Origin of the sequence: Yersinia canariae (assembly GCF_009831415.1) — a bacterium.
GTDB lineage: Bacteria > Pseudomonadota > Gammaproteobacteria > Enterobacterales > Enterobacteriaceae > Yersinia > Yersinia canariae.
The window spans coordinates 1,610,176-1,626,280 of the sequence record NZ_CP043727.1; the positions used below are offsets into that span (position 1 = coordinate 1,610,176).

Here is a 16,105-nt window from a genome sequence, read left to right on the forward strand (position 1 = left end):
TGAACCATGACGTTGAAAGAGTTAGTGGTTGGTTTCGGCACCCAAGTGCGCAGCCTGTGGATGATTGGCCTCCATGCCTTCCACAAGCGCGAAACCCAAATGTATCCGGAAGAGCCGGTTTACCTGCCGCCGCGCTACCGTGGCCGCATCGTGCTGACGCGCGACCCTGACGGTGAAGAGCGCTGTGTTGCTTGTAACCTGTGCGCGGTTGCCTGTCCGGTTGGCTGTATTTCATTACAGAAAGCTGAACACAAAGATGGCCGCTGGTATCCGGAGTTCTTCCGTATCAACTTCTCCCGCTGCATTTTTTGTGGTCTGTGTGAAGAAGCTTGCCCGACAACCGCTATCCAGCTGACGCCGGATTTCGAAATGGGTGAATTCAAACGCCAGGACTTGGTGTATGAGAAAGAAGACTTGTTGATCTCGGGGCCGGGTAAATATCCGGAATATAACTTCTACCGGATGTCCGGTATGGCGATTGACGGCAAGCAGAAAGGCGAAGCCGAAAATGAAGCCAAACCTGTCGACGTTAAAAGTCTGATGCCTTAGGAGCCAGCATCCATGGAATTTGCATTTTATATTGCAGCATTGGTGGCAGTGGTGGCGACTATTCGCGTTATCACTCACACCAACCCGGTACATGCGCTGCTGTACCTGATTATCTCTTTGCTGGCTATCTCGGCGGTGTTCTTCTCGCTGGGGGCTTACTTTGCCGGTGCGCTAGAAATCATTGTTTACGCCGGTGCCATTATGGTGCTGTTCGTGTTTGTGGTGATGATGCTGAACTTGGGCAATGTCGAGCAACAAGAGCGCGATTGGCTGAAGCCCACTCTGTGGATTGGCCCAGGTTTACTGGCGCTGGTGTTGTTGTCAGTCCTGATCTATGCCATTAGCTCAGTCACAGACACCGGTATTAGCGGCGAAATGGTCGATGCCAAAGCGGTCGGTATTAGCCTGTTTGGCCCTTATGTACTGGCGGTGGAACTGGCTTCAATGCTGTTGCTGGCCGGTCTGGTCGTTGCCTTCCATATCGGGCGCGAACACAAGCCGGGTGAAGTGCTGGGCGCAAGCGAAAGCGCGAAAAGAAAAACGGAGGAACAAGCATGATCCCTCTACAACATGGCCTGATTTTAGCGGCCATTCTGTTTGTGCTAGGGCTGACGGGGTTGATAATTCGTCGCAACCTGCTGTTTATGCTGATAAGCCTTGAAGTGATGATCAACGCAGCGGCGCTCGCCTTTGTGGTGGCGGGCAGTTATTGGGGTCAGGCTGACGGTCAGGTGATGTATATCCTGGCGATCACGCTGGCGGCAGCGGAGGCCAGTATTGGCCTGGCATTGCTGTTACAGCTGTATCGTCGCCGTCATACTCTGAATATCGACACAGTCAGTGAGATGCGCGGATGAACCTATTATATTTAACAATTCTGCTGCCACTGCTGGGCTTCTTGCTGTTGGCATTTTCCCGTGGGCGTTGGTCTGAAAATACCGCCGCCACGGTCGGGGTCGGGTCGATTGGCCTGACTGCGTTGGTGACACTGTATGTAGCAGTGGACTTCCTCAGCCAAAAGGCAACCGGGGTTCAGGTCTTCAATCAGCACCTGTGGAACTGGATGTCGGTCGGTACTTTCAACATTCCGCTGACACTGACACTCGACGGCCTGTCGCTGACCATGCTGTCTGTGGTCACTGGCGTGGGCTTCCTTATCCACATGTATGCCTCTTGGTATATGCGTGGGGAAGAGGGCTACTCCCGTTTCTTCGCCTACACCAACTTGTTTATCGCCAGTATGGTGGTTTTGGTGCTGGCGGATAACCTGATGCTGATGTATCTGGGTTGGGAAGGTGTGGGTCTGTGCAGCTACCTGCTGATCGGCTTCTACTACACCAATCCGGCTAATGGTGCGGCGGCCATGAAGGCCTTTATCGTGACCCGCGTGGGTGACGTGTTCCTGGCCATCGGGCTGTTCATTCTTTACCAAGAGCTGGGCACGCTAAATATTCGCGAGTTAATGGTGTTAGCACCGCAGAAACTGGAAATGGGCTCAACCGCCATTACTTGGGCGACGCTAATGCTGTTGGGTGGTGCGGTCGGTAAGTCGGCGCAGTTGCCATTACAAACTTGGCTTGCTGATGCGATGGCTGGCCCGACGCCGGTTTCTGCACTTATCCATGCGGCCACCATGGTCACTGCGGGTGTGTACTTGATTGCCCGTACCCATGGCCTGTTCCTGATGGCGCCAGAAGTTCTACATCTGGTGGGGATTATCGGGGCGGTTACCTTGGTGTTGGCCGGTTTTGCCGCACTGGTACAAACCGACATCAAGCGGGTCTTGGCCTATTCCACCATGAGCCAGATTGGCTACATGTTCCTGGCGCTCGGCGTTCAGGCGTGGGATGCCGCTATTTTCCACCTGATGACCCATGCATTCTTTAAAGCATTACTGTTCCTCTCCTCGGGTTCCGTGATTCTGGCCTGTCACCACGAGCAAAACATCTTCAAAATGGGCGGTCTGCGTAAGACTATTCCATTGGTGTATATCTGCTTCCTTGTGGGTGGCGCGGCGCTGGCTGCATTGCCAGTCGTCACCGCGGGCTTCTACAGTAAAGACGAAATTCTGTGGGGCGCATTGGCCAGTGGCCATATCAACCTGATGGTTGCGGGGCTGGTTGGGGCATTCCTCACCGCGCTGTATACCTTCCGGATGATCTTCATTGTGTTCCATGGCGAGCCAAAAACTAAAGCGCATCCAGTCAAAGGGATCACTCATAACCTGCCGCTGATTGTGTTGCTGGTGCTGTCGACCTTTGTTGGCGCGCTGATAACGCCACCGCTGGCTGGTGTATTGCCAGAGCTTCACTTCGGTGAAGAGGGCAAAATGCCGCTGGAAATTTTCTCCGGCGTGCTGGTGGTGATTGGCATAGCATTGGCCGCGTTCCTGTATTTGGGCAAACGTCAACTGGTCAACAGCATTGCGCAAAGTGCGCCGGGCCGCTTCTTTACGGTCTGGTGGTTCCACGCGTGGGGCTTCGACTGGCTGTACCATAACGTGTTTGTCCGTCCATATCTGTGGATTGCAAAATTGATACAGCGTGATCCGCTGAACTCACTGATGAATACCCCAGCGGTGCTTTCTCGCTGGAGTAATCGTGGTCTGACCGTTAGTGAAAATGGACAGGTGCGTTGGTATGTCGCGTCTATGGGTTTGGGTGCAGTCGTTGTACTGGCTCTGTTGCTTTTCGTTTAATTAGGGACACAAAACGCCATGCTATTACCTTGGCTAATTCTTATCCCCTTTATCGGCGGCTTACTGTCTTGGCAGTGTGAGCGCTTCGGTACCAGAGTACCGCGCTGGATAGCGCTACTCGCGATGGGGCTGACATTGGTGCTCTCCTTGCAGTTATGGGTGCAGGGCAACTATTCACTGATGAACCCGGCGGGTATTCCGCAGTGGCAGTCAGAATTCACCTTGCCGTGGATCCCACGGTTCGGCATCTCATTCCATCTGGCTTTAGATGGTTTGTCTCTGCTGATGGTGGTGCTGACGGGCCTACTGGGTGTGCTGGCTATTCTCTGTTCGTGGCGTGAAATTCAGCGCAATCAGGGCTTCTTCTACCTGAATCTGTTGTGGATTCTGGGTGGGGTAATCGGCGTGTTCCTCGCCATCGACATGTTCCTGTTCTTCTTCTTCTGGGAAATGATGTTGGTGCCGATGTACTTCCTGATTGCCTTGTGGGGTCATAAAGCATCCGACGGTAAAACCCGAATCGCGGCGGCCACCAAATTCTTCATCTATACCCAGGCCAGCGGCCTTATCATGCTGATTGCCATTTTGGGGCTGGTGTTTGTGCACTACAACGCCACTGGTATCTGGACGTTCAACTACGAAGAGTTGCTGAACACCCCGATGTCGCACAATGTTGAATATCTGCTAATGCTGGGCTTCTTTATCGCGTTTGCGGTAAAAATGCCGGTGGTGCCATTGCACGGTTGGTTGCCAGATGCACACAGTCAGGCGCCAACGGCGGGTTCTGTCGACTTGGCGGGGATTTTGCTGAAAACCGCGGCTTATGGTTTGCTGCGTTTCAGCTTGCCGCTGTTCCCGAATGCATCCGCTGAGTTTGCGCCAATCGCCATGTGGTTAGGTGTTGTCGGCATCTTCTACGGTGCGTGGATGGCGTTCTGCCAGACCGATATCAAACGCCTGATTGCTTATACCAGCGTATCGCACATGGGCTTTGTGTTGATTGCCATCTATACCGGCAGCCAACTGGCTTACCAGGGTGCGGTCATCCAAATGATTGCTCACGGCTTGTCTGCCGCCGGGATGTTCATCATCTGCGGTCAGTTATACGAGCGTTTGCATACGCGTGATATGCGCCAGATGGGCGGCCTGTGGGGTCGAATCAAGTATTTGCCTGCGCTGTCGCTGTTCTTCGCGGTGGCAACATTGGGGATGCCGGGTACCGGTAACTTCGTCGGCGAATTCATGATCCTGTTCGGCAGCTTCCAGGTGGTGCCGGTCATTACCGTGATTTCTACTTTCGGGCTGGTTTTTGCTTCGGTTTACTCTTTGATTATGATGCAACGTGCTTATTACGGCGCACCAAAGTCAGAAGAGGCTTTGCCGGGCATGAGTGCAAGGGAACTGTCCATCATCCTGCTGTTAGTGGTGCTGTTAGTGTTGCTGGGGGTTTACCCGCAGCCAATTCTCGACACCTCCCATGCTGCGATGAGTAATGTACAGCAATGGTTCTCAGCTTCATCTATTCCAGTACCATCTATTACAACTACAAGGCCGTAATTCGCCATGACAATAACTCCTCAACAACTGATCGCAATGCTACCGCTGTTGATCGTCGGATTGACGGTGGTGGTTGTGATGCTGTCCATTGCGTGGCGACGCGATCACTTTATCAACGCCACTCTGACGGTTATCGGGCTTAACCTGGCACTGCTGTCACTTTACTTTGTCGGCCAGGTCGGGCCGATGGATGTCACGCCGCTGATGCGGGTTGACGGCTACGCGATGTTCTATACCGGGCTGGTGATTGTTGCCAGTCTGGCGACCAGCACCTTTGCTTATCCATGGCTCAATGGCTATCCGGATAACCGTGAAGAGTTCTACTTGCTGGTGCTGATTGCGACAATGGGCGGTATTCTGCTAGCCAGTGCCAATCATCTGGCCTCACTGTTCTTGGGTATCGAACTGATTTCCTTGCCGTTGTTTGGCTTGATTGGTTATGCCTATCGCCAGAAGCGCTCACTGGAAGCCAGTATCAAATACATGCTGCTGTCTGCGGCGGCATCGTCATTCCTGCTATTTGGTATGGCGCTGTTGTATGCAGAGTCCGGTAGTTTGTCTTTTGCCAGCCTCGGCAAAAGCCTGAGTGATTCCACCATCCACCAGCCGCTGATTCTAGCCGGTCTGGGCATGATGATCGTGGGGCTTGGCTTTAAATTGTCATTGGTGCCGTTCCAACTGTGGACGCCGGATGTGTATCAGGGCGCACCTGCCCCGGTATCTACTTTCCTGGCGACGGCCAGTAAGATTGCCATCTTTGCGGTGGTGATGCGCTTGTTCCTGTATGCGCCAGCCGCCGACAGTGAAGCGGTGCGTTTAGTGCTCTCCTTGATTGCTGTGGCATCGATTCTGTTTGGTAACCTGATGGCTATCAGCCAGACCAACATCAAGCGCCTGCTGGGCTATTCCTCTATTGCGCACCTTGGCTACTTGCTGATTGCGTTGGTGGCGGTACAAACCCATCAGTTGGCACTGGAAACCGTCGGCGTCTATCTGGCCGGTTACCTGTTCAGCAGCTTGGGGGCTTTCGGGGTTGTCAGTCTGATGTCCAGCCCGTACAAAGGCCCGGATGCGGAATCCCTGTTCTCCTACCGCGGGTTGTTCTGGCATAAGCCAATTCTGTCTGCGGTGATGACAGTGATGATGTTGTCACTGGCGGGTATTCCAATGACACTGGGCTTTATCGGTAAGTTCTTTGTTGTGGCAATGGGTGTGAGCGCGAACCTGTGGTGGCTGACCGGTGCAGTGGTTTTAGGCAGTGCTATCGGCCTGTATTACTACCTGCGCGTCACTGTCAGCCTGTACCTCAGCGCGCCGGAGACATTAGTCCGTGATACACCAAGCAACTGGGCATTGACTGCCGGTGGTGTGGTGGTGCTGATTTCCGCGATTTTGGTGTTGTTCCTGGGTGTCTACCCGCAGCCGTTGATTTCGCTGGTGCAGTTTGCTCAACCACTGATGTAATTCATTGTTAAGTCAGTGATTCCAACCCCTTGTGAGCTTTGGCTCACCGGGGGTTTTGTTTTTATGGGCTATTGCGGCGGATTGGCACCGCTAAAGCTTATCTCAAGTGCATTTATCACCGCACGTACTCTGGCCGCCCGCTGTACATCAGGGTGAACCACCAGCCAGATATCCACCCAATCGCATTTATCAGGCCAGATGCGCACCAGTTCAGCGTCATTATCTGCCAGAAAAGATGACAGCAATCCGATTCCCGCCCCCTTGCGTGCGGCAGAACGCAGCAATTGTTGGGAATTACTTTCCAGCACCACATTGGGATTTTCCAACGGCTCGCCACATAGCGCTTGCCAGTGGCGCGGCACGGATTGCTGCGGGAATAACAGCAGTTGGTGACCACAAAAAAACTCACCACTGCGCGGCATGCCGTGCCGGGCTAAATAATCATGGGTGGCATACAGCCCCATCTCAATAGTTGTTAACCGCTTGATAACCAATTCATTATCATTTGGGCGCAGACCACGAATCGCCAGATCAACACTGTGATAAGCAATATCAGAGATATCAATGCCGGTCAGCACTCGTAGTGTAATTTCAGGATATTGCTGGCGCAACTGCTTGAGGGCAGGTAGCACAAAGGCCTCGGCCAGAGTGTCAGTGGTGGCGATGCTCACCACTCCTTGCAACTGGCTATCACTATTGGCGGCTTTTCGACCAATGCTCTGAGCGGCGTTTTCCATAGTAATAACATCGGCCAACATCCGCTCTCCCAGCGGGCTGAGGGTAAACGCTTTTGGTGTGCGGATAAAAAGCTTTGCACCCAAAACCGCTTCCAATGTTGTGATTCGGCGGCCAACGGTGGCTTGATCCACCCGCAGCTCATGGGCGGCCTGGCGTAAGCTGCCTTTGCGCACGACGGCAAGGAAGAATCTGGCATCATCCCAATTCATTGATAGCATCTCTAGGTTGTTAAGTGGGATAGCCGGAGATTATAGCTAACAGTCATCAGACTGAGAAAAAAATGCATCACCCTGATGCATTTTTGTAAATGCGGGTCTGCCGATGTCACCCGTATAATGCGCTGTTTCCAACTTATCGTACTTACCAGCGAACGCATGATATCCGTGATGTTATCGCGCAGTTTCAGGAGTCAATCATGAGCGAGGGTTTAACCCGCACGGCACCCGTTAGCCACTCGGCAGTATCCTATTTTTCGGTGCTGTTTTTCATTGCGCTCGCATTAACGGCGGCGTTACTTAACAGCAGTGCGCCAACGCCACTTTATCCACTATATCAACAACATCTGGCCCTAACTTCAGTCAGCCTGACCCTAGTTTACGGCGCTTATGCTGCGGGAGTATTGATTTCCCTGTTTGCCGTGGGGAATTTGGCCGGGAGGGTGGCTGACCTGCGGTTGATGATGTTGCCCGCGTTGGGCGCTGTGCTTACCGGTGCTTTGTTATTTGCTGTTGCCGATTCTTTCAATCTGATGTTTATGGCGCGGTTATTGGCGGGTATTGGCACCGGGGCTCTGACGGGAGCATCAAATCTGGCGCTAATTCGCTTTTGCCCACCTGATGGCGGTAAGCGCGCGGCATTGATTGCGACATTATCCTTTACAGCGGGCCTGGCTTTAGGGCCGGTATTTAGTAGTTTGTCATTACAGGCCGATTTTCATCCAACGGTAGTGCCGTTTGTTTTAATTATTATGATGGCTACGGCCGCTGCATTGGGAGTGGCATTTTTTTGGCCAAAACAGATGACGGCGGCAGTCACTCACTCGGCAAGTGTGCCGCGCTCGCCAGACAGCACACTGCTTTCCGGTTTGCAGCTAACCGGCAGTAAGTTTTTTCTTTGCGCGACGGCACTGTTCGTCTCTTGGGCTGTTGCCGCCAGTATTTTGGCGATTGGGCCGGCCATTGCCACACAGCTGTTATCTGTCCAAAGCAAAGGGCTGTTTGGCTATGTTATCGCGCTATATCTGGTGATTGCCGGTATCTGCCAATTGGTCAGCCGCAACCTGGACAGCCGCTTCTCACTTTACTCCGGTTGCTTAGCGCAAGGGTTTGCTGTTATAGCTTTCGCGGCGGCAGTTCACTTCCATTCATTGCTTTTGGCGGGGATGGGTATGGTGATGACGGGGTATGCATTTGGCACTATTTTTGTCGGTAGCGCCGCACTGGTGAACCTGATTTCACCGAAAGCCAGTCATGCGCGTTTGCTGTCGCTGTTCTATGTCATTGCCTATACCGCTAATTGGGTGCCGGTGCTGCTGGGGGTGATTATTGACCGCAGCAGCTTGCTCACTGCGGCAAACACGTTATTTATTGTCGCCGCCCCGGTGTGTTTACTGTTAGCCGTTCTGGTCGCCAGAGCAGATTTCCCACGGAATTAAGAAGATTTAAAAGAAAAATACGCGGGATTATTTGTGATTAATATCACTAATTTCATGAAACAAAATTAATTATTTCACTATTATTGTGATTTAAATCGACAAATTACCCCCAGAATTCGGGTAAACTGCGCAACTTTCACTCAGCACACATTTCTCTTAACGTTTTTTGCGCAGGTAAATACTGATGAACATTATTCTGATGATTGCCATTACCACCGGCATTCTCTCAGGTATCTGGGGTTGGGTTGCGGTCAGCCTGGGGCTTATCAGTTGGGCGGGGTTCTTGGGGTGTACCGCATACTTTGCCTGCCCACAGGGTGGTTTGAAGGGGCTGCTTATCACGCTGCTAACCTGTGTGAGTGGGGTATTCTGGGCGATGATGATTATTCAGGGAAGTGCTTTGCAGCCTGAATGGACCATCCTTGGCTATGTTCTGACGGGGATTGTGGCTTTTTTGATGTGTATCCAAGCCTGTCAGCAGTGGCTATCATTTGTTCCCGGCACTTTTATCGGCGCTTGCGCAACTTTTGCTGGCAATGGTGATTGGAAGCTGGTGATTGTTTCACTGTTGGTTGGCGTGGTGTTTGGTTATGCGATGAAGAATAGTGGCTTGTGGTTGGCGGCATGGGGAGCTAGGGCTAAACTAAATGTGCGATTTATGATAGACAAAAAAATGTGAGTGGTAAAAAATTAAAATTACTATTAACCCGTACATATTGGAATTAATTAATGTCAGTTATAAATTCACAAGGAAGAATACCAAATATTGTATCTTCTGTACTACCTAAGAATCCCGATTCTATTTTGTCAGGAGATAAAGTCACATATGAAATAAAAGAACTAAAAAATACAATATCCTCCATGAAAAAAGCAAGATCAATTAAAATGAGAGTGACCTCATTTTTAAGAAATGTATTATCGAAAGTGGCAAATACTAATACTTTAAATGTCGGTCAATCCTGTGATCTAATTGGCATAACTATTAACCCTAAAGCAGCTATCAAATTAAAAAGTAAAATAGAATTTGATGGTACGGGCAAGATAAAGTATTTTAAACAAGAAAATATAACAGAAAAAAATTATAATATTATTATAAATAATAGAATTAAACCATTAAGTGAAACACCACAGATAGCGGACAATAAGTTAAGGACTCCTGGGGAGGCATTGATTACCATTGCTGGTTTAATAAGAACCTCCAGTGAGTTCCTATCAAATAAAGAGGGATTGGAAAATTTAATTGCGTCCACATGGATGGATGGGACAATTTCCCGACAATCATCATATAATACAATTGAATTGATACGAATTAAAGTTGGCGCTAATCCTAAACTTATTCAAGAAATTGACAATGTAATAGATACTATAGAGAAATACACCTATATCACCAAAAGAAATGACAATTATTATGGCCGACTTTTTGAAACGGAGATTTCTAAATGTATTGTTGATAATCCGAATGATAACATGGTTAAAGTCAGGCAGTTAATTTCCTCATTAATTATTGACGATTTTTCAAATATGCCAAGACTTGAACAGAAATCCTTATGTAAAGATATTGCAGACCTAATGCGTAAAGATCCCCCATTGTGGCGATATAATTTACTATCTTCAAATAAGTTCATGAAGAATGAAGAACCAGATGATTTTATTGAGATGATGAGGTTTTCAGGTAAATATTCGGTTCCTTTAGTTCTATCTATAGCTGTTAAATATATTGTGAAAGCGAATGGAATGTTAGAAATTAAAAATTCAGCATCTAAGCATTACGTGGATAAAATAAAATCACAAAGAAAACTGTTTGAGTCTTTTGCTTCGAAAGAAAATTTAAGGACCGAGGCATACGGATTACTCCTTCCACATCAAAAAAATATTTCTTCAATCAATGAGCCAATAATTGGTCATGGGATCCGCCCTATAGATAAGTACCTACGCCCTACCGCTGGCGACGATTTGACTGAGTACGATGCTAAGGCGCTAATCAGCGAAAGAACCATTGGGATAGGTATGTCTGGGTCTTCTAACATCCTGCATTTTCTTTTTAGAAAACTACAATCACAAAACGTAGACTTTCCTATGGATGATGCGAAACTCGCTACAGCATCATGGCTCAGCTATAGCGGCGGACATTCTTTCAATGAAGCATATTCAGTTTTTGGATATACGAGTAGCGGTAATTTTGAGCCATTGTCATTTAATACTCTAAGAAACTCTTGCGAATTGAGCAAAAATGCAATTGATAACGCCTATAACAAAGTGATTGAGGCATCGATAAAGCTCAGAGGTTAATTTTATATATTAGCGTTTACCACGGTAGACACACGATATGGCATCTTTGGGTACATTAGGGCAGATACTATCAAAAAAAGGTTCATCTGACTGTTTGACCTCATAAAAGATCATAACTTGTTGATTGTTACAAAACTTGTGTGTCTTAGGTAAAATATTATTTATGAAAAAAAAACAGTGGGTTGTGATTTTTGGTCAGAGGAACTTTAGAGGAACTAAAGCTAAGTTTGATACTATTCGATCGCTGTATTAATGAATTCGTCTGCCGTAAGAACGCGTCTAACTGTGGTTAATCACCGCTTAGTGTTCACCTCACTTGCGCAAGGTGAACGGTGAAACGCTAACGACCGAAAGAGTTATTCGATCAAATAAGATGCGCTGCTACCTTCACCACAATTTTGCGCAGCGGCGCAATATCCCCCAGAGTCCCCATTGGCCGATGTAACTCGCCGGGGAACAGCAGTGCGATATCACCCGGAGCCAGTGTTAACAACGTTTCGGTACTAATCCCCTCAAACAAGCCGTAATCCCGCTCGGTATCAAAATTCATGGTCGGGCGCTGGCCCTGAGTCGATGGTGACGCGCCAATGACCTCACTGCCTTCCAACAAAATATGAATATCAATGTAATAACGATGCAATTCAGGGGCTTGCTCATACAAGGGTTTGGTCGCGGCAATAATGTGGTTCAGGTAAATTTCACGGCCTTCAATGTCTTGCTCACCTGCGGGCAGATTGGCTAAATCCATCTTACTGATAGCGGCCAGTGTACGGCGGATAGCATCCGGATAAAGTGGGTTATTCACCGCGCTTTTCAATTCATCAAGTATCATAACTATTCCTATATTTCTGCGTATACATCATGCCGGGTGCTTAAGCACAGTGACTGACGTTATTTTCTTGTGCCAGTGCGGCAATGCAGTGCTCAACAACACCGGCAATGTCAGGCGAGATATCGATTGGAATGATGTCCGGCTCACGGGCATCAGGTGCTTCTAGTGTCGCGAACTGGCTCTTTAACAGGCTCTCCGGCATAAAATGCCCAGCCCGCTGCTGCATTCTGTGCAATACCAAATCGTAGTCACCCGTCAGCCACAGAAAGCGAATCCCTTGATTACCTTCACGCAGACGGTCGCGATACTGCTTTTTCAGTGCTGAGCACACTAAAAAACCCACTTCGTTTTTTTGTTGCAGGCTGTACGCCACATCACTTAACCGCTCAAGCCAGGGAGCGCGATCTTGATCATTCAACGGCTGGCCTGATGCCATCTTTTGGATATTGGCGCGAGGATGCAGGTCATCGCCATCAATAAATTTGGCGTAAAGTGCCTGTGCCAGCGCCTGTCCAACACAGGATTTTCCTGTACCGGATACGCCCATAACAATAATGCATTTACCTGACATAATGTTCCTCTGTACCTGACGAGTTATCTAACCAAAGTAATGGGTTACGGGTAGGTGGTAAGGGATTTGGGCAAGAGAACGTAGCTAATACCCCCCGCAGATTCAGTACCAAGATCAAACCGCCACTAACATCCCACCGTCGACAAACAACAGGTGACCATTAACAAAGTCAGATGCTTTGGAAGACAGATATACCGCCGCGCCAATTAACTCTTCCGGGTCACCCCAACGAGCAGCAGGTGTCCGTTTGCACAACCAATCGGTGAAGGCTTTATCATCCACCAGCGCTTTTGTCATATCCGTTTTGAAATAACCCGGTGCGATACCATTGACCTGAATATTGTATCGGGCCAGCTCAACACACATTCCGCGGGTCAACATCTTCACCGCCCCTTTAGATGCGGCATATGGCGTGATAGTGTCGCGGCCTAATTCACTTTGCATTGAGCAAATATTAATAATTTTACCGCGTTGGCGTTTAACCATATAGCGGGAGACCGCTTGTGAAACCAAGAATACTGATTTCTGATTTACCGCGATCACATCGTCCCAATCTTTTTCTGGGAATTCGGTAAAAGCATGGCGGCGCTGAATACCGGCATTGTTAATTAAAATATCAATAGCACCAATGCTACTTTCTATTTGCGCAATAGCATCATTAACAGCATCATGGTCAGTCACATTAAATGCGGCTGCATGAGCAATAAAACCGCTGGCACGTAATTCGGCGACTGCTTTTTCTGCTCGCTCTGCCGTAATATCATTAATTATTATTTCTGCACCAAATTCAGCAAGGCCTTTCGCTAATAGAAATCCAATACCTTGAGCGGACCCAGTAATTAATACTTTGCGGTTTTCTAACGAAAATAAATTCTTCATAGTGAATTCCTGATGGCGCTAATGAAGCGACATATAAAATAAATATAATTGATGGCTGATTAATTTAATAACAACAGCAGTGATAAAATCTAAACTTCCAATAAATATGACTGCTTGAAAACATGTGCTTATCAAACCGTTTTCCGCCTTACTAAACTGTGATGGAGATCACTTTAAATCATGTTACGGCAAGCTGTTACCGCTTACGTGAGCGATATCGCCTTGAGGACAGGAAAATACGACTATTTGTGGGGTCTTTGCCCATTTATGGATGGTGAATCTGGTTAACTTATTGATAATAATATAACTAAATAATAGAAAGCATGATTGTTATTGCATTTTAAACTTGTAACATACTTTTCATTACCGCCGCTAACAGTGCATAATCACTTTATTCATTTCGCACTCTTGTTTCAGGTATATGCCATGAAAAACCAGCGTGTTACGTTACAGGATATCGCGTTACTAGCCGGCGTGACCAAAATGACCGTCAGCCGCTACCTGCGCACGCCGGAAAAAGTGGCTCCCGAAACCGGCGAACGCATTGCCCAAGTCATGGCTGAGGTCAATTACAGTGCTGATTCAGACGGGGAAACTGGCCTCAACCAAAAAAGCCCGAGAATTGGTATCTTAGTGCCTTCCTTTAATAACCAGATTTTCTCCGACTTGCTGGCGGGTATTGAGTCAGTCACGGCCAGCAGTGGCTACCAGACTCTGGTGGTTAACTATAACTACAATAAAGAACGTGAAGAAGAACAGATAGTTAACCTGCTTTCCTGTCAAATTTCCGGATTGATACTCACCGATTCTGAGCATACTTTACGTGCGGATAAGTATCTGAATGCTTCAGAGCTACCAGTAGCGCAAGTGATGGATCTGGAACCACAATTCAACCGCATTACAGTAGGTTTTAATAATTATCAGGCCGCCTACGACATGACGGCGACATTACTGGCGAGTGGAAAACAAAATGTTGTCTATTTTGGTTCCATGTCTGATGTCCGGGATCGCAAACGTTATCAAGGATATAGCCAAGCAATGAGTGATGCAGGTTTTGCGCCACTGCATATTACTCCCAACAAAGTCTCATCAGTCTCTATTGGTGCCGGGATGTTGGCATTGGCACGACAAATGTATCCCCAAGTTGATGCTATTTTCTGTACCAATGACGACATGGCGGTGGGGGTGTTACAAGAATGCTTGAAATTAGGCATTTCGGTGCCAGCGGAAATGGCCATTTCCGGTTTTCATGGGCTGGATATCGGCCAGGCAACCACACCCGTGCTGGCCAGTGTCACCACCCCGCGTTTTGAAATGGGCAAAGTAGCTGCTGAAATCTTGATCAAGAAAATAAAAAAAATCCCGACAATTGAACAGGTTGACTTGCATTATCGCATTTCACTCGGCGGGACTATCTAATATTTCCTCAGTGGCTGAGAGGTATGCTAATCATTCATCACGGCCATTGTTCTGTTCAGTAGCCGTGAATGTTCCTTCCTGATGACCCGCCATAATAATATCCCTGGGGATAACAAATAACGCCAATTCATAACATTTTGATTAAGGCGTTATATCAATCATTAACCCTGACTTGATGAGCTGAAACAATTCAGCTAGATCAATGATAGGTCGATCACGTTACCGGTAACATGTTTTCTTAACATGATTTACAGTGACCTGCATCACAAAATAAAACATTGAAAACAGGTCTCATAACGACATTCGCTGAATGGCTCTGTCATCCGATGATTATCCGTCGCCATTCTGGTTTTTGATTTATTGACCTAATCAGGTACTCGTTATGAAAAACAGCAAACCATCTTCTTTCAAACAGGCTGTATTGATTATTGCCCCAGTAATGGATTATTTGACGGAGAAGTTGGAACAAAATTTCACTGTCCACAAACTTTTTCAGGTTACGGATACTGCTGAGTTTTTTGCAGAACAGGGCAAGAATATTAAAGGTATTGTGACCCGTGGTGATATTGGTGTGACCAACGAAGTGCTGGCGTTATTACCAGAAGTGCAGATTATCTCAATCTTCGGTGTTGGCACGGATGCTGTGGACCTGGACACCACCCGCGAGCGCAATATCATCGTGACCACAACCCCCGGCGTATTGACTGATGATGTGGCTGATACTGCTCTGGGGCTTATTATTGCGACCTCACGCCGCCTCTGTCAGGCTGATAAATTCTTGCGTGCCGGGCAATGGCCGCACAGCAATTTACCATTATCATCGAAAGTGACTGGCAAACGTCTGGGTGTATTTGGTATGGGCCGTATTGGTCAAGCTATTGCTCGCCGCGCCGCCGGTTTTGATATGCAAATTGCCTATACTGACACCGCGCACATCCAAAGCCTGCCATATCAATATGTTCCAGATTTAATCAGCCTTGCCAAGCAAAGCGATATTCTGGTTGTGGCTATTTCAGGAGGAAAAGACAGTATTGGTTTGATTGATAAAGCTATTTTTTCCGCCATGCCCAATCATGCACTTCTGATCAATATTGCTCGTGGCAGTATGGTCAATCAAGATGATTTAATCCGTGCATTGCAACAAAAAGAAATCGGTGGGGCAGGTTTGGATGTATTTGCAGATGAGCCTAATGTGCCACAGGCATTAATTGAAATGGACAATGTTGTATTATTGCCACATATCGCCAGTGCCACCATAGAAACCCGAATTCAAATGAGCGATATCGTATTCTCAAATATTCATGCCCATTTTTCAGGTGAAAAAGCACCCACTGCCATTGCTTATTAACAGCATTTTATTAATAAATTGATTATTAGCGATAATAAAAATACATCAGTGATATTTAATTAATAACAGCAAATATCCCTTATTTGCTTTCGCCATACTCTGCATCA

Annotated in this window: 15 protein-coding genes; 11 read left to right on the plus strand and 4 right to left on the minus strand. The window is 47.9% G+C overall.

Annotated features, from left to right (window positions below; all coding sequences use genetic code 11):
* The first annotated feature begins 6 nt into the window (after positions 1-6).
* The 6 genes from nuoI to nuoN are packed head-to-tail and all read left to right on the plus strand — an operon-like array spanning position 7 to position 6,268.
* Positions 7-549, plus strand: coding sequence for an NADH-quinone oxidoreductase subunit NuoI (nuoI, locus tag F0T03_RS07585; RefSeq protein ID WP_159677615.1), 543 nt, complete (start codon positions 7-9; stop codon positions 547-549).
* A gap of 12 nt (positions 550-561) precedes the next feature.
* The gene (nuoJ, locus tag F0T03_RS07590) at positions 562-1,107 is read left to right on the plus strand and encodes an NADH-quinone oxidoreductase subunit J (protein WP_145554995.1); all 546 of its coding nucleotides are present in this window, start codon (positions 562-564) and stop codon (positions 1,105-1,107) included.
* Positions 1,104-1,406, plus strand: coding sequence for an NADH-quinone oxidoreductase subunit NuoK (gene nuoK / locus F0T03_RS07595; protein WP_005159229.1), 303 nt, complete (start codon positions 1,104-1,106; stop codon positions 1,404-1,406). The genes nuoJ and nuoK overlap by 4 nt, the downstream gene beginning before the upstream one ends.
* Positions 1,403-3,247 carry an NADH-quinone oxidoreductase subunit L gene (gene nuoL, locus F0T03_RS07600; protein ID WP_159677617.1) on the plus strand — a complete coding sequence of 615 codons (1,845 nt, stop codon included), beginning with the start codon at positions 1,403-1,405 and terminating at the stop codon, positions 3,245-3,247. The genes nuoK and nuoL overlap by 4 nt, the downstream gene beginning before the upstream one ends.
* 18 nt (positions 3,248-3,265) lie before the next feature.
* Positions 3,266-4,804, plus strand: a complete 1,539-nt coding sequence (gene nuoM, locus F0T03_RS07605; protein WP_145554997.1) for an NADH-quinone oxidoreductase subunit M — start codon at positions 3,266-3,268, stop codon at positions 4,802-4,804.
* Between the two features lie 6 nt (positions 4,805-4,810).
* Positions 4,811-6,268, plus strand: coding sequence for an NADH-quinone oxidoreductase subunit NuoN (gene nuoN / locus F0T03_RS07610; RefSeq protein WP_145554998.1), 1,458 nt, complete (start codon positions 4,811-4,813; stop codon positions 6,266-6,268).
* Positions 6,269-6,336: 68 nt separating this feature from the next.
* Here nuoN and F0T03_RS07615 read toward each other — a convergent pair whose 3' ends face one another.
* Positions 6,337-7,215, minus strand: coding sequence for a LysR family transcriptional regulator (locus F0T03_RS07615; protein WP_159677619.1), 879 nt, complete (start codon positions 7,213-7,215; stop codon positions 6,337-6,339).
* Positions 7,216-7,421: 206 nt separating this feature from the next.
* On the opposite strand from F0T03_RS07615, the gene F0T03_RS07620 reads away from it, so the two are divergent.
* The 3 genes from F0T03_RS07620 to F0T03_RS07630 all read left to right on the plus strand — a co-directional run bounded on the left by F0T03_RS07620 (position 7,422) and on the right by F0T03_RS07630 (position 10,949).
* Positions 7,422-8,660, plus strand: a complete 1,239-nt coding sequence (locus F0T03_RS07620; RefSeq protein ID WP_159677621.1) for an MFS transporter — start codon at positions 7,422-7,424, stop codon at positions 8,658-8,660.
* Between the two features lie 184 nt (positions 8,661-8,844).
* A complete protein-coding gene (locus F0T03_RS07625) occupies positions 8,845-9,339 on the plus strand; it encodes a DUF1097 domain-containing protein (RefSeq protein WP_159677623.1) in 495 nt (164 codons plus the stop codon).
* Between the two features lie 50 nt (positions 9,340-9,389).
* On the plus strand, positions 9,390-10,949 hold the full coding sequence (locus tag F0T03_RS07630) for a hypothetical protein (protein WP_159677625.1): 1,560 nt from the start codon (positions 9,390-9,392) through the stop codon (positions 10,947-10,949).
* A gap of 364 nt (positions 10,950-11,313) precedes the next feature.
* On the opposite strand, the gene F0T03_RS07635 is transcribed toward F0T03_RS07630, so the two are convergent.
* From F0T03_RS07635 to idnO, 3 genes are all read right to left on the minus strand, one after another.
* On the minus strand, positions 11,314-11,781 hold the full coding sequence (locus F0T03_RS07635) for a NanQ anomerase/TabA/YiaL family protein (protein ID WP_159677627.1): 468 nt from the start codon (positions 11,779-11,781) through the stop codon (positions 11,314-11,316).
* Positions 11,782-11,821: 40 nt separating this feature from the next.
* Positions 11,822-12,352 carry a gluconokinase gene (locus tag F0T03_RS07640; protein ID WP_145555697.1) on the minus strand — a complete coding sequence of 177 codons (531 nt, stop codon included), beginning with the start codon at positions 12,350-12,352 and terminating at the stop codon, positions 11,822-11,824.
* Positions 12,353-12,466: 114 nt separating this feature from the next.
* Complete coding sequence (gene idnO / locus F0T03_RS07645; protein ID WP_145555696.1) at positions 12,467-13,231, minus strand: gluconate 5-dehydrogenase; 765 nt, start codon at positions 13,229-13,231, stop codon at positions 12,467-12,469.
* 426 nt (positions 13,232-13,657) lie between these two features.
* On the opposite strand from idnO, the gene F0T03_RS07650 reads away from it, so the two are divergent.
* Together F0T03_RS07650 and F0T03_RS07655 are read left to right on the plus strand one after the other, a co-directional pair.
* Entirely contained in the window at positions 13,658-14,650 is a 993-nt protein-coding gene (locus F0T03_RS07650) for a substrate-binding domain-containing protein (RefSeq protein WP_159677629.1), read from the plus strand.
* 382 nt (positions 14,651-15,032) lie between these two features.
* Complete coding sequence (locus F0T03_RS07655) at positions 15,033-15,998, plus strand: 2-hydroxyacid dehydrogenase (protein WP_159677631.1); 966 nt, start codon at positions 15,033-15,035, stop codon at positions 15,996-15,998.
* Positions 15,999-16,105: the final 107 nt, after the last annotated feature.